General features: G+C 74.2%; 20 protein-coding genes. 13 read left to right on the top strand and 7 right to left on the bottom strand.

Translation table 11 applies throughout. The features are described from left to right. The first annotated feature begins 4 nt into the window (after positions 1–4). Both hydA and OO48_RS14650 read left to right on the top strand, forming a co-directional pair. Positions 5–1,393, top strand: a complete 1,389-nt coding sequence (gene hydA, locus OO48_RS14655; protein WP_033216085.1) for a dihydropyrimidinase — start codon at positions 5–7, stop codon at positions 1,391–1,393. Positions 1,394–1,426: 33 nt separating this feature from the next. Beyond that, positions 1,427–2,425 carry a TIGR03842 family LLM class F420-dependent oxidoreductase gene (locus OO48_RS14650; RefSeq protein WP_033216083.1) on the top strand — a complete coding sequence of 333 codons (999 nt, stop codon included), beginning with the start codon at positions 1,427–1,429 and terminating at the stop codon, positions 2,423–2,425. Positions 2,426–2,468: 43 nt separating this feature from the next. On the opposite strand, the gene OO48_RS14645 is transcribed toward OO48_RS14650, so the two are convergent. After that, positions 2,469–3,311: an NAD(P)H-binding protein gene (locus OO48_RS14645; protein WP_033216081.1), complete on the bottom strand. Its 843-nt coding sequence runs from the start codon at positions 3,309–3,311 to the stop codon at positions 2,469–2,471. Between the two features lie 130 nt (positions 3,312–3,441). On the opposite strand from OO48_RS14645, the gene OO48_RS14640 reads away from it, so the two are divergent. Both OO48_RS14640 and OO48_RS14635 read left to right on the top strand, forming a co-directional pair. Continuing rightward, entirely contained in the window at positions 3,442–3,936 is a 495-nt protein-coding gene (locus tag OO48_RS14640) for a MarR family winged helix-turn-helix transcriptional regulator (protein WP_033216079.1), read from the top strand. A 94-nt stretch (positions 3,937–4,030) separates the two neighbouring features. Further along, positions 4,031–4,513, top strand: a complete 483-nt coding sequence (locus OO48_RS14635; RefSeq protein WP_033216077.1) for a macro domain-containing protein — start codon at positions 4,031–4,033, stop codon at positions 4,511–4,513. A gap of 59 nt (positions 4,514–4,572) precedes the next feature. On the opposite strand, the gene OO48_RS41020 is transcribed toward OO48_RS14635, so the two are convergent. After that, positions 4,573–5,253 (bottom strand): VanZ family protein, encoded by a 681-nt coding sequence (locus OO48_RS41020; RefSeq protein WP_342449647.1) that lies wholly within the window; start codon positions 5,251–5,253, stop codon positions 4,573–4,575. A 151-nt stretch (positions 5,254–5,404) separates the two neighbouring features. On the opposite strand from OO48_RS41020, the gene OO48_RS14625 reads away from it, so the two are divergent. The 3 genes from OO48_RS14625 to OO48_RS14615 all read left to right on the top strand — a co-directional run bounded on the left by OO48_RS14625 (position 5,405) and on the right by OO48_RS14615 (position 8,051). Beyond that, complete coding sequence (locus tag OO48_RS14625; protein ID WP_051732133.1) at positions 5,405–5,824, top strand: VOC family protein; 420 nt, start codon at positions 5,405–5,407, stop codon at positions 5,822–5,824. Positions 5,825–5,869: 45 nt separating this feature from the next. Then, complete coding sequence (locus OO48_RS14620; protein WP_051732132.1) at positions 5,870–6,373, top strand: MarR family winged helix-turn-helix transcriptional regulator; 504 nt, start codon at positions 5,870–5,872, stop codon at positions 6,371–6,373. A 76-nt stretch (positions 6,374–6,449) separates the two neighbouring features. Continuing rightward, positions 6,450–8,051 carry an MFS transporter gene (locus OO48_RS14615; protein ID WP_033216075.1) on the top strand — a complete coding sequence of 534 codons (1,602 nt, stop codon included), beginning with the start codon at positions 6,450–6,452 and terminating at the stop codon, positions 8,049–8,051. 104 nt (positions 8,052–8,155) lie between these two features. On the opposite strand, the gene OO48_RS14610 is transcribed toward OO48_RS14615, so the two are convergent. Next, positions 8,156–10,336, bottom strand: a complete 2,181-nt coding sequence (locus OO48_RS14610) for an RICIN domain-containing protein (protein ID WP_033216073.1) — start codon at positions 10,334–10,336, stop codon at positions 8,156–8,158. Positions 10,337–10,368: 32 nt separating this feature from the next. Beyond that, a complete protein-coding gene (locus OO48_RS14605) occupies positions 10,369–11,823 on the bottom strand; it encodes a chitinase (protein WP_033216071.1) in 1,455 nt (484 codons plus the stop codon). A 348-nt stretch (positions 11,824–12,171) separates the two neighbouring features. On the opposite strand from OO48_RS14605, the gene OO48_RS14600 reads away from it, so the two are divergent. Then, entirely contained in the window at positions 12,172–13,059 is an 888-nt protein-coding gene (locus tag OO48_RS14600; RefSeq protein WP_033216069.1) for a nitroreductase/quinone reductase family protein, read from the top strand. 110 nt (positions 13,060–13,169) lie between these two features. Beyond that, the gene (locus OO48_RS14595; RefSeq protein WP_081952120.1) at positions 13,170–13,673 is read left to right on the top strand and encodes a MarR family winged helix-turn-helix transcriptional regulator; all 504 of its coding nucleotides are present in this window, start codon (positions 13,170–13,172) and stop codon (positions 13,671–13,673) included. Positions 13,674–13,895: 222 nt separating this feature from the next. Here OO48_RS14595 and OO48_RS35165 read toward each other — a convergent pair whose 3' ends face one another. Beyond that, a complete protein-coding gene (locus OO48_RS35165) occupies positions 13,896–16,034 on the bottom strand; it encodes a serine/threonine-protein kinase (RefSeq protein WP_157845455.1) in 2,139 nt (712 codons plus the stop codon). Between the two features lie 201 nt (positions 16,035–16,235). Between OO48_RS35165 and OO48_RS14585 the strand changes: the two genes are divergently transcribed. Next, positions 16,236–16,910, top strand: a complete 675-nt coding sequence (locus OO48_RS14585; RefSeq protein WP_033216067.1) for a hypothetical protein — start codon at positions 16,236–16,238, stop codon at positions 16,908–16,910. Here the strand turns inward: OO48_RS14585 and OO48_RS14580 are convergent. Then, positions 16,892–17,674 carry a class I SAM-dependent methyltransferase gene (locus OO48_RS14580; RefSeq protein WP_209439484.1) on the bottom strand — a complete coding sequence of 261 codons (783 nt, stop codon included), beginning with the start codon at positions 17,672–17,674 and terminating at the stop codon, positions 16,892–16,894. The genes OO48_RS14585 and OO48_RS14580 overlap by 19 nt on opposite strands. Positions 17,675–18,156: 482 nt before the next feature. Then, positions 18,157–18,303, bottom strand: coding sequence for a hypothetical protein (locus OO48_RS38305; protein ID WP_157845454.1), 147 nt, complete (start codon positions 18,301–18,303; stop codon positions 18,157–18,159). Positions 18,304–18,476: 173 nt separating this feature from the next. Between OO48_RS38305 and OO48_RS38300 the strand changes: the two genes are divergently transcribed. The 3 genes from OO48_RS38300 (at position 18,477) to OO48_RS38295 (ending at position 19,838) form a co-directional block, all read left to right on the top strand. Further along, positions 18,477–18,722, top strand: coding sequence for a histidine kinase (locus tag OO48_RS38300; protein WP_051732129.1), 246 nt, complete (start codon positions 18,477–18,479; stop codon positions 18,720–18,722). Between the two features lie 205 nt (positions 18,723–18,927). Beyond that, positions 18,928–19,629: a class I SAM-dependent methyltransferase gene (locus OO48_RS14570; RefSeq protein ID WP_051732128.1), complete on the top strand. Its 702-nt coding sequence runs from the start codon at positions 18,928–18,930 to the stop codon at positions 19,627–19,629. 62 nt (positions 19,630–19,691) lie between these two features. Further along, on the top strand, positions 19,692–19,838 hold the full coding sequence (locus OO48_RS38295) for a hypothetical protein (protein WP_157845453.1): 147 nt from the start codon (positions 19,692–19,694) through the stop codon (positions 19,836–19,838). Positions 19,839–20,240: the final 402 nt, after the last annotated feature.

The following is a 20,240-nucleotide window of genomic DNA, read 5'->3' as shown; positions in this document are numbered from 1 at the left end:
CGCGGTGACCCGGACCCTGATCACCGGCGGACTGGTCGTCACCGCCGCCGAGGAGACGCACGCCGACGTGCTGGTCGAGGGCGGCAGGGTCGTCGCGCTCGCCCTGCCGGGCAGCCAGCGGTGGAGCGCCGACCGGGTGTTCGACGCGAGCGGGAAGTACGTCGTCCCCGGCGGCGTCGACGCGCACACCCACATGGAGATGCCGTTCGGCGGCACCCGCGCCTCCGACACCTTCGCCACCGGCACCCGGGCCGCCGCCTGGGGCGGCACCACCACCATCGTCGACTTCGCCGTCCAGCGCAGGGGCGGTTCGCTGCGCGCCGGGCTGGACGACTGGCATGCCAAGGCCGACGGCAACTGCGCGGTCGACTACGCCTTCCACATGATCGTCTCGGACGTCAACGAGCCGGTGCTGCGCGAACTCCCGGGCCTGGTCGGCGAGGGCGTCACCTCGTTCAAGCTGTTCATGGCCTACCCCGGCGTCTTCTACTCCGACGACGGACAGATCCTGCGCACCATGCAGCGGGCCGCCGACCTCGGCGCGCTCACCATGATGCACGCCGAGAACGGCCCCGCCATCGACGTCCTGGTCGAACAGGCCCTGGCCAGGGGCGAGACCGACCCCCGCCACCACGGCGAGGTGCGCAAGGCGCTGCTGGAGGCCGAGGCCACCCACCGGGCGATCCAACTCGCCCGCGTCGCCGGCGCGCCGCTGTACGTGGTGCACGTCTCCGCCCGCGAGGCGCTCGCCGAGATCGCCGCCGCCCGCGACCTCGGCCTGCCCGTCTTCGGCGAGACCTGCCCGCAGTACCTGTTCCTGTCCACCGACAACCTCGCCGAACCCGGCTTCGAGGGCGCCAAGTACGTCTGCTCCACCCCGCTGCGCCCCAAGGACCACCAGGCCGCGCTCTGGCGCGGCCTGCGCACCGACGACCTGCAGGTGGTCTCCACCGACCACTGCCCGTTCTGCTTCAAGGGGCAGAAGGAACTCGGCCGCGACGACTTCTCGAAGATCCCCAACGGCCTGCCCGGCGTCGAGCACCGGATGGACCTGCTCCACCAGGGCGTGGTCGAGGGCCGGATCAGCCGCACCCGCTGGATCGAACTCGCCTGCGCCGCCCCCGCCCGGATGTTCGGCCTCCACCCGCGCAAGGGCACCATCGCCCCCGGCTCCGACGCCGACCTGGTGATCTACGACCCGCACGCCGTGCAGACCCTCTCCGCCGCCACCCACCACATGGACGTCGACTACTCGGCGTACGAGGGTCGCACCCTCACCGGACGGGTCGAGACGGTGCTCTCCCGGGGCGAGGTGCTGCTCGACCGCGGCGACTACCTCGGCCGCCCCGGGCACGGCGCCTTCCTGCCCCGCTCCGCCTGCCAGTACCTCTGACACCCCTCTTCTCTTCCGCGAGGAGCCCCCGCAGTGGACTTCGGACTCGTCCTGCAGACCGACCCGCCGGCCGCGAAGGTCGTCGAACTGATGCGCCGCGCCGAACGGGCCGGCTTCAGCCACGGCTGGACCTTCGACTCCGCCGTCCTCTGGCAGGAGCCCTTCGTCATCCACAGCCGCATCCTGGAGCACACCGAACGACTCCGCGTCGGCCCGATGGTCACCAACCCCGGCACCCGCACCTGGGAGGTCACCGCCTCCACCTTCGCCACCCTCAACGACATGTACGGCAACCGGACGGTGTGCGGCATCGGCCGCGGCGACTCGGCGATGCGGGTGGCCGGACGCCGCCCCAACACGCTCGCCCGGCTCGGCGCCGCCATCGACGCCATCCGCGACCTCGCCGAGGGCCGGGAAGCCGAGGTCGACGGCAGCCCGGTCCGCATCCCCTGGATCGAGAACGGGAAGCTGCCCGTCTGGATGGCCGCCTACGGCCCCAAGGCGCTCGCCCTCGCCGGGCGGAAGGCCGACGGGTTCATCCTCCAACTCGCCGATCCCTACCTCACCGAACGGATGATCAAGGCCGTCCGCCGGGCCGCCGAGGAGGCCGGCCGCGACCCCGCCGCCGTCACCGTCTGCGTCGCCGCCCCCGCCTACGTCGGCGACGACCTCCAGCACGCCCGCGAGCAGTGCCGCTGGTTCGGCGGCATGGTCGGCAACCACGTCGCCGACCTGGTGGCGCGCTACGGCGAGCACTCCGGCATGGTCCCCGACGAACTGACCGACTACATCAAGGACCGCCAGGGGTACGACTACTCCCACCACGGGCGGGCCGACAACCCCGACACCGCCTTCGTGCCCGACGAGATCGTCGACCGCTTCTGCCTGCTCGGCCCGGTCTCCGCCCACGTCGAGAAGCTGCGCGCCCTGCGCGACCTGGGCGTCGACCAGTTCGCGCTGTACGCGATGCACGACGCGCGCGAGGCCGTCATCGACGCGTACGGGGCGCACGTCATCCCGGCGCTGGCCTGAGCACCCGCCGACTCCCCCGGAGGGGGCGGGGGGTGACCGGGCGTCAGCCGGCGGTGAACGCGGCCGCGTGCTCGGTCGCCCACTGGTGGAAGGTGCGCTCCGGGACGCCGAGCAGGGTGCGGGTGGTGTCGCCGATGGTGGCGGGGGTGGTGCTGGCGGCGGCCCAGAAGGAGAGCAGGGAGCCGACCAACGGGGCGGGCATGAAACGGCCCAACTGGCGTTCGGCCTCGGCCCGGGTGACCGTCTCGACCGGGACCGGCCGGCCCAGCACGTCGGCCAGCACGCCGACCTGCTCGCGCAGCGTCAGCCGCTGCCCGCCGGTGAGCGTGACGGCACGGCCGCGCAGCTCGGGGCCGGACAGCGCGGCCACCGCGACGTCGGCGACGTCCGCCGGGTGGACCGGGGCCAGGCTGGCCTCCGGGTAGGGGAGTTCGACCGGCAGGCCGGCGCCGATCGCCGCGCACCAGCCGAGCGCGTTGCTGGCGAAGGCGTCCGCCCGCAGCAGGGTGGTGGGCAGGCCGGAGACGGCCAGCGCCTGCTCGACCCGCAGGTTGTGCGCGCCCAGCGGGTCGCTCTCGGCGCCCGGCGCGAGCACCGAGGAGGAGGACAGCAGCACGACGTGCTCCACGCCGGCCGCCCGGGCGGCCGCGGTGAACGCGTCGATGCCCGCGGGCTCCGGGTACAGGAACACCTGGCGGACGCCCTCCAGCGCGGCGGCGAAGGTGGCGGGCCGGTTCAGCACCAGCTCGACGCCCACCACCCCGGCCGGGACGGCGAGTTCGGCCGGGCGGGCGCTGGCGGCGCGGACGGGCCGGCCGGCGGCGTGCAGCCGCTCCAGGACGGCGCGGCCGACCTTGCCGCGTGCGCCGGTGACGAGAACGGTCATGGGAACCCCCGGGAGAGAAGAGTGCGCGCGTTCGCTCGCAGATACATGCTGTCATGCACGTAATTGCGAAGCAACGCACTTATGTGTTCCCCCATGCACCTGGCCGGGGTTGCGCGCCTACCATGGGCGCATGACGAAGAACGAGGCCCACCGGCCGCACCCCGCGGCGGACGAACTGCTGGACGCCGTCGGCCCCGCCTTCGGCAAGCTGCGCCGCACCTCGCTGCTGGACGTCGAGCACCCCATCTCCGCCAAGGACCTCAGCCGCACCCTGGTGCTCAACCTCGTCCTGGAGCACACCCGCGACTCCGAGGCCGAGGTCACCGTCGGCGCGATCGCCGAACTCCTCGCCGTCGATCCCTCCGTCGCCAGCCGGATGGTCACCGACAACATCAAGGCCGGCTACCTGCTCCGCGCCGCCTCCCAGCACGACGGCCGCCGCACCGTCCTGCACCTCAGCCCCCGGGGCACCGAACTGATGGCCCGCTTCCGCCGCCACCAGCGCTCCGCGTTCGAGTACATCACCGCCGACTGGGCCGACGGCGAACGCCTGGAGTTCGCCCGCCTGATGCTCAAGTACGTCGACTCCCTGGACCGCCTGAAGGACCGCCGCCGCGACGGCTGACGCGACGGTCGGGGCGAAGGTCGGCGCGAAGGTCGGCGCGAGGGCCGAGGCGGATCGGGGCGCACCGTCGGCGGCGGCTGCCAGGATGGTGGGCATGGCCGAGACGATCACCTACCTGCGCGGGGACGCCACCGCGCCCCGGGGCAAGGGCCCGCGGGTCATCGCCCACGTCTGCAACGACCTCGGCGGCTGGGGCAAGGGATTCGTCCTCGCCCTCTCCCGCCGCTGGCCCGAACCCGAAGCCGCCTACCGCCGCTGGCACCGCGAGCGCTCCCGCAACGACTTCGCCCTCGGCGCCCTCCAGTTGGTCCAGGTCACCCCGCACCTCTGGGTCGCCAACATGATCGGCCAGCGCGGCACCCGCACCGCCCGCTCCACCGGTGTCCCCGTCCGCTACGAGGCGATCGACGCCGCGCTCGCCAGGCTCGCCCCCGAAGCCCGGCGCCTCGGCGCCTCCGTCCACATGCCCCGGATCGGCTGCGGCCTGGCCGGCGGCAAGTGGGAGCGGATCGAACCGCTGATCACCGCCCGCCTCACCGACCAGGGGATACCGGTGACGGTCTACGACCACGGGTAGCCGCGGCCTCCCCGCCCGGGACGGGCACGCCGTCCCGGGCGAACGCCCACCCCTCAGGGTCAGCGCCGCTCGTACAGGGCGCGGCCGATCCGGCGGCCCAGCAGCAGGTGGGCGAGCAGGGCGCCGAAGGTGTTGAGCAGCACGTCGTCCACGTCGAACGCCCGGCCCTCCACCAGGAGGCCCTGCGCCGCCTCGACCGTGACCATCACCAGCGCGGTCAGCGCCGTCGCGGCCAGGACGCTGCGCAGCCGGGGGAACAGCACCGGCAGCAGCACGCCGAACGGCATGCCCAGCAGGACGTTCCCGCCGACCTGCTGCACCGCGGCCCGGACGGCGGGCTGGTCCAGGTAGGCGCGGAGCGAGGCGCCGAGGTGGAAGTTGGGGTGCACCAGGCTCTGCGCGCCGGGCTCCGGCACCAGCGTCACCCGGGCCAGCCCGACCGCGAACACCACGGTCAGCACCAGGCCGGCCAGCAGGATCAGCCACCGGACGACGGCGGACACCGGCCCGGAACGGTGCAGGAACGGCTGCCCGGACCGCTCCGCCCGCCGGGCGGTGGGGACGGGCGCGGGCTCGACGGGCTCGGGCTCGACGGGTTCGGACTCGACGGGCTCGGGCCGTCGGGACAGCCGGTGCTTCCAGTGCTGCCAGTGCCACGGGGAGGCGCTCCCGCCCGCCGGGTCGATGCCCGCCCGCTCCGGCTTCCCCTGCCCGGCCTCCGCCGTCCGTCCGTTGCCCACCGTCGAGGTCCTCCCCTTCGCGCGTCCGATCCCCGGCTCCCCGTTCCGTGCCTGCGCCTGATACCCGGCGGCGGCGGCTCCATGCCGGGCGGTTCCGGCCCCCGGCGCGGCCGGGTCGCGCGCCGGGCCACCGGCGGGGAGACTCGCGGACATGGTTTCGACGGTGCAGAACGTGGCGATCGACTGTGCGGACGCCTACCGGTTGGCCCGGTTCTGGAGCGAGGTGACGGGCGGCCCGGTCGACCCGGAGTGCCGACCGGGCGACCGGGAGACGCAGGTGACCCCGGAGGGCGGGCCGGTGCTGTACTTCAACCAGGTGCCCGAGGCCAAGACGGTCAAGAACCGGGTCCACCTGTGCCTGCGCCCGGACGACACCGGGCGGGACGCGGAGGTGGCGCGCCTGCTGGCGCTCGGTGCCACCCTGGTCGGCGACCACCGCCACCCGGACGGCACGGGCTGGGCGGTGCTGGCCGACCCGGAGGGCAACGAGTTCTGCGTGCTGCGCAGCGCGGCGGAGCGGGCGGCGGGGGCCACCGGGGGCGCCGGGGCAGCCGGTGCTGCCGACGCGTGATGGGTACGTTGACATAGGTATCCATGCATACCTAAAGTGGGGCCCGTGCTCGACTCCAGCGCCCCCGGCGGCGACGCGGACCCCACGGCCTCCGTGCTCGTGGCGCTGCTGCCCGCCCTGAACCGGGCCCTGGAACGGCGGCTCGCGCGGGACTTCCCGCACCCGGCGCTCTCCGAGGGCCAGCTCGCCCTGCTGTGGCTGGTCGAGGAACGGCCCGGCACCACGGTGCGGGAGAGCGCGCGGGTGCTGCAGATGAAGCCGAACAACGTCAGCGCGCTGGTCTCCCAGCTCACCGAGCAGGGCCTGCTGGAACGCCGGGCGGACAGCGCGGACAAGCGGGTCGCCCACCTGCACCCGACGCCCCTCGCCCTGGGCCGCCTCGCCGAGGCGCGGGCCCTGAAGGAAGCGCACCTGACGCAGCTGCTCGCCGCCCTGACCGACGGCCAGCGCGGCGCGCTCGGCTCGGCCTGCGGCGCGCTGGAGGCGCTCACCGCGCTGCTGTACGCCGTCGACGGCGACAGCACCAGCGGCACCAGCACCGCCGGCTGACGAACCGCCGGCGTTCCTTCCATAGCCGTACCCGTAGCCGTACTCGTACTCGTACTCGTCCAGACAAGGCAGTTCCATGCCCGTTTCCCCGGCGGGGCACCCCGTCGTGCCCGCGCACTCCCCTCCCGCACCCGCTCCCGCATCCGCTCCCGGCGGGCCGCGCGCCAACCCGTGGCTGACCCTGGTGGCCGTGGCGGTCGGCCTGTTCATGGTGAACCTGGACGGCTCGGTGGTCTCGATCGCCAACCCGGAGATCGGCCGCGACCTGCACGCCTCCACCGCCGGGCTGCAGTGGGTCACCAACTCCTACCTGCTGGCGATGGCCGCGCTGCTGATCCTCGGCGGCAAGCTGGGCGACCGGTTCGGCCGCCGCACCTTCTACCTGGCGGGCGTCGCGGGCTTCGTGGTCGCCTCGGTGCTGATCGGCGTGGTCGGCTCGATCGGCGGCGTCATCGCCTTCCGCGCCCTGCAGGGCGTGTGCGCCGCGCTGCTGATCCCCAACACGCTCGGCCTGCTGCGCGCGGTCTTCCCGCCCCGGCAGTTCGGCACCGCGGTCGGCCTGTGGGCGATGGTCGCGTCCTGCTCGACCGCGCTCGGCCCGATCGTCGGCGGCCTGCTGGTCGAGCACGTCAACTGGGAGTCGGTGTTCTTCATCAACCTGCCGATCGGCCTGGCCGGCCTGGCGTTCGGCGCGCTGGTGCTGCCGCAGAGCCGGGACGCCGGCGGCCGGCACCGCTTCGACCTGCTGGGCGTGCTGCTGCTGGCGCTCGGCCTGGTCGCGCTGGTGTTCGGCGTGGTCAAGGGCGAGAGCTGGGGCTGGGGTTCGGCCGGCACGCTCGGCGCGATCGCGGCCGGCCTGGCGCTGCTGGCGCTGTTCGTCCGCCACGAGACGCGGGTCGAGCACCCGCTGCTGCCGATGCGGCTGTTCCGCAGCCCGGCGCTGGGCATCGGCACGGTGGTCACCGCGGTCAACTTCTTCATGCTGCTCGGCGTGATCTTCTTCCTGATGCTGTACCTGCAGAACGTCCGCGGCCTCACCCCCGTCCAGGCGGGCGTGCGGACCCTGCCGCTCAGCCTGGCCTCGGTGGTCGCCGCCCCGCTCGGCGCCGCGCTGACCGGACGCCTCGGCTCCCGCTTCACGATGCCGCTCGGCATGGCCCTGGAGGGCGTCGCCGCGCTCTGCCTGCTGACCTGGGACGCGCACTCGCCGTACGCGGCGATGTGGCCGCCGTTCGTGCTGATCGGCCTCGGCGTCGGCATGGTGATGTCGGCCTCCTCGGACGCCATCGTCGGCAGCGCCCCGGTGCGCGACGGCGGGGTGGCCAGCGGTCTGCAGTCCACCGCGCTGCAGGTCGGCGGCGCGCTCGGCACCTCCGTCCTGGTCTCGCTGATCGGCAGCCGGGTCGGCGCCACCCTGCCCGGCGCGCTCACCGCCGCGGGCGTCCCGGCCGACACCGCCGGGCAGTTGGCGTCCGCCAAGGACGCGGTGGCGATGGGCGTCGCCCCCGTCACCGGCACCATGCCCGCCGACCTGCGCGCCGCCGTCACCGAGGGCGCCCACCACGCCTTCCTGAACGGCGTGCACACCGCCGCCCTCACCACCGCCGTCCTGTGTGCCCTCGGCGCCCTGCTCGCCCTGGCGGGTCTGCCCAAGCGGCTCGCCGTGAAGGAGGACTGACGGAGGGTCAGGAAGTTCGCCGGCCGCCGGCCCGGCCGCCGCGAGCACCGGGGCCGCCCCTCCCGCACGGAGGGGCGGCCCCGGTCTTCCGGTGGGGGCCGGGTCTACGGGTACGCGACCAGGTTGGCCACGTTGGTGGTGGAGTTGGACGGGCCGCCGGTGGAGTTGATGACGTGGGCGATGGTGCCGGTGCCGCCGAGCGAGACGGTCACCATGTCGTGGAAGCGGACGCCGGAGCGATTCGGGGCCTCGAAGGAGTGGTCCTCGACCACGGCCGGGTTGACGTTGAAGTAGGCGTAGGAGCCCAGGCCCCAGGCCTCGTGCGTGCTGACGCCGGGGGCGACCTGGTAGGCCGGGTAGCCGCGGGTCGAACCGTTCGTCCAGGCGGCCTGGTTCGGCGGGTCGTAGGGCAGCTCGTTCTGGAAGAAGTAGGTGCGGCCGCCGTTGCCGTTCCAGATCACCTGGGTCTGCTGGTAGTGCTCGACGAACAGGCCGTACATGGTGACGTCGTCGCCGTTGACGACCAGCCCGTTGGCGGCGGTGTTGCTGGTCCAGCCGACCCCGCTGCCGTGGTCCGCGCGCCACAGCCACATGTGGTCGCCGATCACGTCGTCGGAGTTGACCACCAGCGACTGGGTGGCCTTGCCGACGCCCGCGCCGCCGATCCGGAAGAACACGTCGTGCAGCGAGGTCGGGTCCGCCGAGTGGTCGGCGGAGGAGCCGGCCGCGCCAATCTGCATCAGCACCGGCGAGTTGACCGTACCGGCGTCGATCAGCAGGCCGGCCAGCTTGACGCCGTCCACGTCCGCGACGTTCACGGCGGTGATCCCGTTGTCCGGGACGAGGGTGGCCAGGCCCAGGCCGAGCACCACGGTGTCGGCGCGGTTGACGTTCAGGGTCTGGTTCAGGTGGTAGACGCCCGGCGTGAACAGCAGGTTCTTGCCCTGCGCCAGCGCCGCGTTGATGTCGGCCGCGGTCGCGCCCGGCTTCACGATGAAGAACTGGTCGATCGGCAGCGAGCTGCCCGGCTGCGCGCCGCCCGCCCAGCTGGTGCCGGAGGTGTTCGAGCGCAGCGCCGGGACGAACACCTTGTAGGCGCCCGCGGAGTCGACGTACAGGAAGGGCTTCTCGCGGACCACCGGGGTCTGGCCCACGGTGGTGTACGGCGGGTTGGGGAAGGAGTTGGCGGGCGCGTTGACGGCGCCGACGAACACCATGTTCCAGTTGGAGCCCGTCCAGCTGCCCCACTGCGCGTTGCGCGAGAGCCACTGCTGCTGGGAGCCGGAGCGGACCTGGCCGTCGATCTTCGAGTCGGCGACGAAGCCGCCCGAGGACCAGCCGCCGTCGTCCAGTTGCAGGTTGCCGCGCACGTGCATCCGGCGGTACGGCGCGGCCTGGGAGACCGCCCAGCGGTCGGTGCCGCCGGTCGGGTTGACCGACAGGTTCTCGGCGGAGCGCCAGAAGTTCTGCGTCGCGTTGCCCTGGAACCAGTCCGCCTCGGCGTGCACCGCGCCGTTGATGGTGACGTCGTCGGGCGACAGGCCCAGGCCCGCGACCTGGGTGTAGAAGCCGACGTTGGCGTCCACGCCGTAGCTGCCGGGCTTGAACAGCAGGGCCTGGCGCTGGGCGCCGAACTGGTTGGTCTCCTGCTGGGCGAAGACCGCGTTCAGCTTGGCCTGGACGGTCGCGGCGGGCGTCGACGGGTCGAAGACGGTCACGTTGGGCCCGAAGTCGGGCGTGCCGGGCGGGTTCGTGACGGTGCTCCCGAAGGTGAAGGACTGCGCGGCGGTGCCGTTGCAGGTGTACTGCTGGAGCTGCACCGCGTCGGCGGTGGAGGCGCTCGGCACGTCCAGGCACTTGCCGCTGTTGCGGTTGACGAAGTGGTACGCGCCGCCCGCCTCGGCGACCGCCTGCCACTGCTGGTTCAGGCCGCCGCCGTACGTCCACAGCTGGACCTTGGCGGCGTCGGCGGTGGAGACGTCCGTGACGTCCAGCGCCTTCGAGGTGTCGTTCTGGTTGTTGATCCGGACGTAGCCGGTGCCGAGGTCCTGGACCTGCCACTGCTGGGCGGTGGTGCCGTTGCAGGCGTACTGCTGGACGGCGGTGCCGTCGGCGGTGGCCGCCGCGGCGGCGTCCACGCACTTGCCGGAGTTCTGCGCCACCAGGGTGGTCGCCCCGGTCGGGACGGCGGCCAGCGCGGACGGGGCCGGGGCCAACAGCGCCGTGGCGGAGGCCAGCAGGCCGGCCGTGGCGGTCAGCGGGAGGAACTTCCTGCTGCTGCGCATGGGGGTCGCTCCTTTCTCAGGTCGACGGGAGGTCAGGAGGGCAGGTTCCACTGCTGGTTGGCGCCGGCGAAGCAGTCCCAGACCTGCAGCCGGGTGCCGTTCGCGGAGGACGGGCCGGTGGCGTCCAGGCAGCGGCCGGAGGCCGGGTTCACCAGGGTCTTGTTCGCCTGCGCCTGCCACTGCTGCGCGCCGGTGCCGTTGCAGTCGTACAGCTGGGCCTGGGTGCCGTTGGCGGTGCCGCCGGAGGTCAGGTCCAGGCACTTGCCGAGCGCCCGGACCGTGCCGTCGGTGCCGACCGTCCACTGCTGGGCGGCGGTGCCGTTGCAGTCGTAGAGCTGCACCGCGGTGCCGTTGGCCGAGCTCGCGGCCGCCACGTCCACGCACTTGCCGCCGTAGCCGGTGATCTGCCCGGTGCGGCCGCTCGGCGGCGGGGTGGTGGAGCCGCCGGTGATCGCGTTGAAGGTCTTCGAGAACTGGTACGCCGACTGCGGGGTGCCGCTGCAACTGTCCGAGAGCGTGCCGGTGGTGGCGCACGCCTTGTCGCGGCCGACCGCCCAGAACGCGAGCAGCTGGATGCCCTTGGACGCGGCGAAGGACTCCAGGGTCTGCGCGTTGGCGGTGGAGAACACCTCGGAGGTGGTGTCGTTGACCCCGATCATCGGGGTGTTGCCCTCCATCGCCCACAGCTGCTCGGAGGTCTTGGACGTCCAGATCTGGCCCAGCTGGGTGTGCAGGCCGTTGGCGGCGCTGATCGCGGCCTGGCCCATGTCCATCGGCGAGCCGTAGTCCATCGTCATGATGTTGACCGCGTTGACGGTCAGCCCGCGGCTCTTGGCGTTGTTCAGCAGGCTGATCGAGTTGGGTTCGAGCCCCGAAGGACTCACCGGCAGCGTGTAGTTGACGTCCAGCCGCTTGCCCGCGGCCGCCTGGGCCTGCTGGAGCGCGGCCAGCGCCTGGTTGCGGCGGTCGTTGGCGGCGGTGTCGTTCAGCGCGCCGCCCTCGACGTCCAGGTCGATCCTGGTCAGGTTGAGCGCGTCCACCACCCGCTTGTACTGGGCCTGGAGGGTGGAGACGCTGGTGCACGCCTGGCCCAGCTCGGTGCCGGAGGCGCCGCCGAAGCTGGCGATCACGTCGCCGCCGGCCGCCCGGTGCGCGTTGATCGCGCTGGTCCAGCCGGCGTCCGTGATCGGGGTGTTGCCGTTGAAGGTGGCGTTGCAGCTGCCGTCGCTGATCACGAAGGCGAGGGTGACGTACTTCAGCCCGCCGCTGTTGCGGGCGTCCGCCAGGGTGTTCGGCGAGTTCCAGGTCTCCAGGTACGGCGCCGCGTAGTGCGCCGGGAAGCCGGGCCCGGCGTTGGCGGCGGCCGCGGCCTGGCCGGCGCCGGCCACCAGTAGGCCGGCCACCGTGGCGGGCAGCGCGACGGCGGCCGCCGCGGCGCGGAGGCGGGGGCGGGGGCGGAGGCGGGAGTTGCTGCGGGTGCGGATCAAGGCGGCTCCTCGTGGGGGACGACGTCCACTCGTTCATGAAGTGAACGCGAAGCGATGCCTGAGGGAGCGTCCGGAGTGGTCCGGGCAGGGCGGAACGTCCCCCTGACGGGGGATCAGTGGTGGTGGCCAACAGCCCTGTCGGCTCTGGTCTGGACCTTTTTCAAGACGTGAAGTTAGGGGCGTCTGCGCGGTCACGTCAACCCCCGTGCCTACAGGACTCGAAGGACGTGTGCGGAGCGGATGTTGGTGTTGACCGGCAGGTCGGGACGCGCCTAAATTGTATTTGCTGGCAAATATGAATCGTCGCGGCACCGGTCACGGGCCGCGCGGAACGGGGAGGCACGCACCATGGCCGAGGGCTTCGACCAGCACGTCATCGCACAGTTCCGGGCCAACGGTGGAAAGGTCGACGGCTTCTCCGACCTGCTACTGCTCACCACCGCCGGACGGCGCACCGGCCGACCCCGCACCACCCCGCTCGTCTACCGCGAGGACGCCGGGCGCTACCTGGTCTTCGGCTCCAACGGCGGCGCCCCGCAGCACCCGCTCTGGTACCGCAACCTGCTCGCCGCCGGCGGCGGCACCGCCGAACTCCCCGACGGCGCGGGCGGGATCGCCGCCCACTCGGTCCGCCCCGTCGAACTCGACCCCGACGAACGCGCCCGCCAGTACGCCGAACAGGCCCGCCGCGTCCCCGCCTTCGCCGAGTACGCCGGCCGGGCCGGCCGGGCCATCCCGGTCATCGCCCTGCACCCGCTCGACCTCTCCGGCGACCCCGGCCTGCCCGCCGCGATCGTCGCCGGGCTCCGGCTCCACCACGAGGACCTCCGCCGCCAACTCGCCGACCTGAACGGCCGGTTGGACGGCGCCGACCTGCACGGCCGGTTGGACGGTGCCGATCCCGCTCCCGGCCCCGACCTGGCGGCCCAGCTGCGCGCACGCTGCCTGAGCTTCTGCCACGGACTCGACATGCACCACATCCGCGAGGAGGGCGCGTTCACCGCCTTCCAGCGGCAGTACCCGCAACTCGCCCCCGTCATCGCCCGCCTGCGCGCCGACCACCGCACCGTCGCCGACGCGCTCGCCCGCTTCGAAGCGCACCTCGCCGCGCCCGGCGCCGACGACCCCGCCGCGCTGCGCGCCGAACTCGACCGGCTCACCGACGGTCTGGAGGCGCACTTCGCCTACGAGGAGGAACACCTGCTCGCCGTGTCCGCCCCGCACCCGGAGCGCTGACCGGCTGTCCGGTACCGTGAGGTCCGGCCCCGCAACCGCGGCGCCGGACCTCGACGCGTACCGCACGCGTACCGCACGCGCACCGTGCGTGCACTGACCCGGGAGGACGGATGACCGACCCGTCCGCTTCCGCCGCCGTCCCCGCTTCCGCTTCCGTCGGGGAGGGCCTGTCCGCGGACGACGCCGTCCGGGCGATGCTGCTGCTGATGCCCCGGGTCGCCGCCCGGGTCAAGCGGATCGCCGTCCCCGAGGCACTGGCCGGGTTCCACCTCGCGCCCCGGCACCTTTCACTGCTGGCCTACCTGGTCTTCGACGGCCCGATGCCGGTCGGCGCGCTCGCCGAACGACTCGAAGTCGCCCACACCACGGCCAGCCTGATGGTCGGCGACCTCACCCGCCAGGGCGTCCTGGAACGCCGCCCCGACCCGGCCGACCGTCGGCGCACCATCGTCTCGCTGACCGCCGACCCCGCCACCCGCACCGCCATCGAACGCTGGCTCGCCAACGGCGCCGTCTCCTGGCAGGCCGCCTTCGCCCCGCTCACCCCCGCCGAACGCGCGCTGTTCGTCCGGACCATGGCCGCCTACGAGCAGGGCGCGGCGGACGGCTCCTGACCGTCCGCCGGGCGACCCCGCGCGCCGGAACCGCTCGTCCGGCTCCTCCCACCGCTCCGGCACCCCCGCTGACCGGAGCACGCCGACCGGGCCTTCACCGTCGAACTACCGGTCTCCGAGTTCATCGACCTCATCGACCGCATGCGGGGCGCGCTGGGCGACACCGCACGGTAGGGGGAGGGGCTGAGGGCTGGGAGGGACGGGGCTGGGAGGGCGGGACGGTCAGCGGAGTGGGCCGCGGTTGAGCAGCAGGTTCCGGTGCTCTCCCACGGTCATCGGTCGGGGGTGCAGGACCGCTTCGGCGGCGTCGGCGTCGCCCGCGGCGGAGAGGGCGGTGGCGACCGACACGGCGAACGGCTGGGGCAGCCGGCTCGTCTCCCACAGCAGGGCTTCCAGCCGTCCGTGCTGACCGGCCCGCCGGAACCCGGTGACCAGCGCGGGGAACTCCTCGGGCGTCCGCGTCGAGGGGGCCAGGAGGACCAGTCGCTCGGCGACCGGGAACCGCCCGGTGGCGTGGAAGGACTTCACCACCGCACCGAGTTCGGCGGCCGGCCAGGCCCGGGCGACCGCCGACACCAGGTCGTCCGGTGAGATACCCGGGTGCTGGACCTGGTGCAGCGTCGGCAGCCACTCCGCCCGGAACCGGCCCTCGTCCGAGGGCTGCGAGCGGATCCAGTCGAGGAACGAAGCCTCGTCCGCGGACCCGGCCCAGGTGAGCGCTGCCACCGCCGCCACGACCGCGGCGAACGGCGGTGCCGCCCGCCGCTGCGGTACCGGGGCCGAGCGGCGGGCCACGACGGCGCGCACCCGGTGGGCGAACTGGGCGAACAGCGCCGCCCGCGCCGCGCTGACGGGAACGGCCCGCTGGGCGTGCGGGACCGGCGCGGGCGGTTCCTGGTCGGTGCCACCGGCCTCGAACGCGGCGGCCAGCGCGGTGAGCCGGCGCTCCTGCCCGGCGTCGCGCATCCCGGCGAGGACGGCGGGGATCTCGGCGCTCTCGCGGTGGGTGGGGATGCTGCGGACGATCTCGTTGGCGAGGTGCGGCAGCCGGGCGTTCTCGTAGGTGGCGAGCAGCGCACCGAGACCGGCGGCCGGCCAGGCCCGGGCCACCGCGCCGACCCAGGCGCTGGACTGGTAGCCACGGCCGTACCGGGCCAGCATCCGTTCCGGCGGCGGGAGTTGGCCGGCGGCGTGCAGGGTGCGGATCCAGTCGACGTACACCGACTCCTCGGCGTGCAGCCCGGGGCCCGGGACGGCGTCCGCCGGGAGCTGTGGTTGTTGGGGTTGGGGGTGAGGTCGTGGGGGCTGGCGGGGGAGCGGGGTCGTGGCCACCGCCGTGGCCACCGCTGTTGCCTTCACGGTGTCGGCGGGGAGCGTCTGTGTGGGTGCGGGTGCGGGCACTGTCGTGGGGGCGGGCGTGACCGCTGGTGCTGGTGCTGGTGCCGGCGCGGGCAGCGGGACGGTCACGGCCGTCGGCGGGGCGGCCGGTGGCCGCAGCCGGACGGTGTCCCGCCCCGTCGGCACGTCCGCGGCTCCGGAGGTCTCGGCGGAGAGGTGGCGGATCCGGTCGATGACCTCGGCGGCGGACCGGGGGCGCTCGTCCGGTTCCTTGGCGAGCAGGTCGAGGACCAGGCGGTCGAGCTCCGGGGGAAGCGGGCGGGGCGCCTCGGGGCCGGGCGGGCGGGCCGGTTCGGAGATGTGGCGCAGCATCAGCGGGACGGGGTCGCCGGTGCCGAACGGCGGCAGGCCGGTGAGGAACTCGAACAGGACGCAGCCGAGCGCGTACAAGTCACCCCGGTGGTCGCCGGAGCGGCCGTGGAAGCGCTCCGGCGGCATGTACGCCACGGTGCCCATCACCCGGCTGTGCGAGTCGGAGCGGCCCTCGCGGTACTTGGCGATGCCGAAGTCGAGGATCGTCAGCCTGCCGTTCCGGTCCAGGAACAGGTTGGCGGGCTTCAAGTCCCGGTGGACCACCCGCTCGGCGTGCGCGAACGCGAGCGCGTCGCAGAGCTGGAGCGTCCAGTTCACCGCCTCGGCGACCGGCGGCGGCCCGGCCGTCCGGAGCCGGACCGCCAGGTTGGTGCCGGTGAGCAGCTCCATCACCAGGTAGGCTGTCCCGTCGGGCTCGTGGCCGAGGTCGTGGACGGTGACGATGCCGGGGTGGGTGAGGCGGGCCGCGATCCGGGCCTCGTTGAGGAACAGTTCGGTGCCGCGCGGGTCGTACGGGTCGGCGTACAGCAGCTTGACGGCCACCCGGCGCTCCAGTGCCACGTCCCACCCGTGCCAGACCTCGCCCATCCCGCCGCGCCCGATCGGCTCGTCCAGCCGGTAGCGCGCGGCGAGCATCCGTCCTGCGGCCAAGAGTGCCTCCCCGGTCTCCCCGACCGGGGCGCGCCGTGGCGGGACACGGGGCGTGCGGGCCGGTCTGTCCGGGAATCTACCAGCCCGGCCGGGAGCCGGACCGCCGCCGTGGAACCGCTCCGGGCCCGCCGTTCGGGGGCGGCGAACACCGCGCCTGGCCCTACGGCCGGCGCTGTCGGCGGGGGGTGTTCGAATGGGCGGGTGCACGTAGCCGAACTGATCAGTAGTCTGCCCGAGACCCCGGTCGTCCTGGAGCGCTGCCGCGCCCTGGCGGTGCTGGACGCGATCCTGAGCCCGGTGTGGGAGGACAGGTACTACTCGTGCGACTCCCGGTGGGCGCCGAGGGAGACGATGGCCTCGATGCGGGACGGCTGCGGGAACGAGTACTCGATCGTCTTCACGGCGGCGGGCGCCTTCGCCCGCGGATTCGACCACGAGTCCGCGCTGAGCCCGGCCGGGCGGGGAGCGGCGGGGCCGTGGCCCGGGCTGCTCGGCGGGGTGCCGGAGGCGTTCCGGGCGCAGGTCGAGGAACCCGCGTTCTCCGACGGGGAGGGGTGGTTGGAGGCCACGGTCTGCTTCTGGCGTGAGGCGGCCGACACCGCCTGGCGGGCGAGCGAGCCCGCCCCCGTGCCGGGCGGCGGTGACGAGGACGGCGGCGCCGCCGGGCTGTTCGAACTGCTGCTGGACGGCCGCCCCGAGGCGTACCGGAGCTTCGCCGAGGAGTACTACGAGGTGGGCGTCGACCTCGAGGCCGTCCGTCACGTGTACGCCCAGCGGCCGCTCACCCGGGAGGTCGTGCGCGCGCTGAACCCGGAGCTGGACCTCACCGAGCTCGCCGAGGACATCGCGGAGATCGGCTACCCGACCGCCGGGTGAGGCCCCGCCAGCCGGACCTCCGGTCGGTGACCCTTCGGTGCCGGTGCGCAGGCCGTCGGCAGGTGGGCCCCCGGTATGTGGGCCTCCGGTATGTGGGCCTCCGACGGCGGGGTGTCGTGGCCCCTGGCGGAACGGCACGGCTCCAGCCGGGCGAAGTAGGCGAAGGGCGGCCCGATCAGCCCCGTGACGTGCAGCCCGGCGGCGTTGGCGTGGCGGGCCAGGGCGGTGCGGCGGACCTGGTGCCGGTCGAAGAACTCGCCGACCACGACCCGCCCGCCGGACCGCACCACCCGGCGCAGCTCCGTCAGCGTCGTGCCGGGATCCGGCGTCTCGCCGAGGGCGGTCACCAGGTACGCCGCGTCGAACGCGCCGTCGGGGAACGGCAGGGCGCCGGCGTCCGACCTGGTCGGGACGATGCCGGTGACGCCCTCCCGGGCGGCCCGGGCCATCACGTGGTCGAGCATCTCCTGCTGGACGTCGACCACGTCGAGCCGCCCTTCGGGGCCGAGCCGCGGTGCCGTCCGCAAGGACTGCAGCCCCGTGCCCGGCCCGATCTCCAGCACCCGCTCGCCGCGCTGCGGCCGTAGCAGCGACTCCAGCCGCCGCTGGCCGAGCAGCGGCAGCGGCAGGTCGAGCAGCCGGTGCTGCGCGTACGGGTAGGGCGCGGAGTCGAACGCCCACCAGGACCAGGCCGCCGCACCTGCGGCCGCCGCGGCCGCGCCCCAGCGCACCCCCGGCCTGCCGAGCACCGAACGAACACCCATCACCAGTTCCTCCACTTCCTGACGTCGCGTCATGTCGGCTGGCCGAAGCGGTGATCGAACCGGCTCGGCGTCGTCGGTCCCAAGGTTCGCCGATCGGGAAAGCCCTGTCTCTGAAGCCTCCTACCGTCTTTTCGGTGGTGCTGGATACACCATCAAGACGGAAGCCTGCATGGGGGACCCTCGGTACACGCACCGCTATCGTGACGGCATGCGAATCCTTACCCGTGCGGTCGAGCGGTTCGGCGGCGAACTCGGGGCGCCACGGCGGCACATCACCTTCCTGGCGGCCGGGGTGCCGGCGCAGGCGGCCGGGTTCTGCTGCGCGCTGCTCCTGCTGCCGGCGCTCCTGCCCACCGCCGTCCACCGCCTCCGCTTCCGGTCCCTGCTCGGCGTCGAGATACCGCGCCGCAGCGGCCCGCGGCCCGCGGTCCGCGGCCCGGCCGGGGCAGCCGGGCCGCCCGTCCGGCGTGGCGCCGGATCGCCTACCACCTGTTGGTCGGCCCGCTGGTCGGGGCGGGAGCGCCGGCCGTCCTGGCGCTGCTGCTCGCCGGCCTGGCGGCGTCCACCGCGCTGGCGTGGACGATGCTGCTCCCGCTGTCCTGGAAGGTCGCCCACCTCGGGTACACCACCTGGGCCGCCTGCCTCACCGTCACGGGCCTGGCCGCGCTCTGGGCCGACGCCAGGCCGGCGGGCCTCCTCCCCCGGGCCGACACCCGGGGTGCCACGGCCCTGCTCGGCCCGAGCCGCGCCGAGCGGCTCGAACAGCGGGTCGGACGACCTCGCCGCGAGCCGGGCCGGAGTGGTGGACGCGGCAGACCTCGAACGCCGCCGGATCGAACGGGACTTGCGCGACGGCGCCCAGCAGCGGCTGGTGGCGATGGCGGTCAACCTCGGCCTGGCCAAGGCCGCCCTCGGCGACGACCTCCCGGAGGCCGCCCGCCAGGTCATCGACACCGCCCACCAGGATGCCAAGGACGCCATCGCCGAGCTCGGCAACCTGGCCGGAAGCCCGTCGTCGTGCGGCGCGGCCGGGACGAGCAGGCGATGATCCGGGCCGCGGCCGCCACGGCCGCCCTGGCCGACCGGGTGCAGCGGGACGGCGCGGCCGCCACCCCCGGAGCACGCGGCTGAACCCGGTACGGCCGGCCCGCCGGGCCCGGACCGTCGGCGGCCGTCTTCGGCGGGCGCCGAGCGGTGTGGACGCGGTGAATCCTGCTGAGGGAAGGGAGTTGGCCTGTGGCAGGGTGTGCCGCATGCCCTTCAACCACAACGACCACTACCACCGCCTGCTGCTGCGCCACCTCCCGCCCGGCTGCCGCACCGCGCTGGACGTCGGTTGTGGAACGGGCCGCTTCGCCCGGCGGCTGGCCGCGTCGGGGATCGAGGTGGACGCGGTCGACCCCTCGGCGGAGGCGATCGAGGCGGCTCGGGCACTGGCCGCCGTGGGGGCGGACGGCCGGGCGCCGAGGTTCCGGCACGCCGACGTCACCCGGGTCGAACTGCCCCGGGCGCACTACGACTTCATCTCCTGCCTGGCCAGCCTCCACCACATGCCGTTCGAGACCGTTCGGACGCTGCGGGAGTCGCTGGCGCCCGGCGGGGTCCTGGTGGTGCTCGGCTGCTACCCGGAGGAGTCCCGGACGGACTGGCTGTGGAGCCTGGCCGCCGTCCCCGTCAACGCGGCCGCGCGCACCGCCGTCGCGCTCGCCGAACGGATCCGCGGCACCCGCCCGGCCGGCCCCGACGCGGTCCGGGCACCGGTGGCGCCGCCGATGATGACCTACGCGCGGACGCGGCGGGAAGCCGCCGGACTGCTGCCCGGCGCCAGGATGCGGCGGCTCCTGTTCTGGCGGTACCTGCTGGTCTTCCGCGCCCCGGCCGGCGCCGACAGCGGGCACGCGCCGGCGCCTGGCGGGGACGGTGCCGACGCCCGCCCCCAGCGCCGCGACGGGTGAAGGCCGCCCGACTCGGTACCAGGGCGGCCCGGCCGCAGCCCTTCCCGTCACGGGAGGTCCCCGTGACCGTGCACGCCCGTCCGGTCGCCGCCATCCGGGCCGCCGAGACGATGACCGGCCTGCTGGCCCGGGCGGGGCGGCGGCGGTTGGTGCAGCGGGGCGACGAAGCGGTGGCGTTCCGGGAGGAAGCGGTGGCGGTCCGGGAGTAGGGCCGGGCGGCTCCCGGATAGGCCGTCGCGGAGGCCGGGCTCCCGGCGGGCGCCACCGCGTCGCACGCCCTGCGGGCGGTGGACCGGGCCGGGGCCGCGGACCCCGTCTGAGCGGGCGTTTCCCGACTCGGCGGCCCGTTTTCCGCTGTCCGGCGCGCTGGACGCACCCGGACGGGACCGGGGCCGTGCGCCCCGGACCGACGGGGGCACGGGACGCGGCGTGCGGGGCGCGGCGGGCTGGCGGGATCTTGGCGGTCGTAGGCGCTCACGCCACTCGTGGGGCGGGCGCGCGGGCCGCGAGACTGGAGCCGTCGCCGACCGGGGCAACCGGGACGGCCCACCGGAACCCCGGCTCCCGGCCCGGAGCCCCCGCACCACCACGAGCACCGCCAGAAACGAGGC

Source organism: Kitasatospora phosalacinea, assembly GCF_000716545.1.
GTDB lineage: Bacteria > Actinomycetota > Actinomycetes > Streptomycetales > Streptomycetaceae > Kitasatospora > Kitasatospora phosalacinea.
The sequence above is the reverse complement of the archived record's forward strand: the minus strand, read 5'-3'. Positions and strand labels throughout refer to the sequence as shown.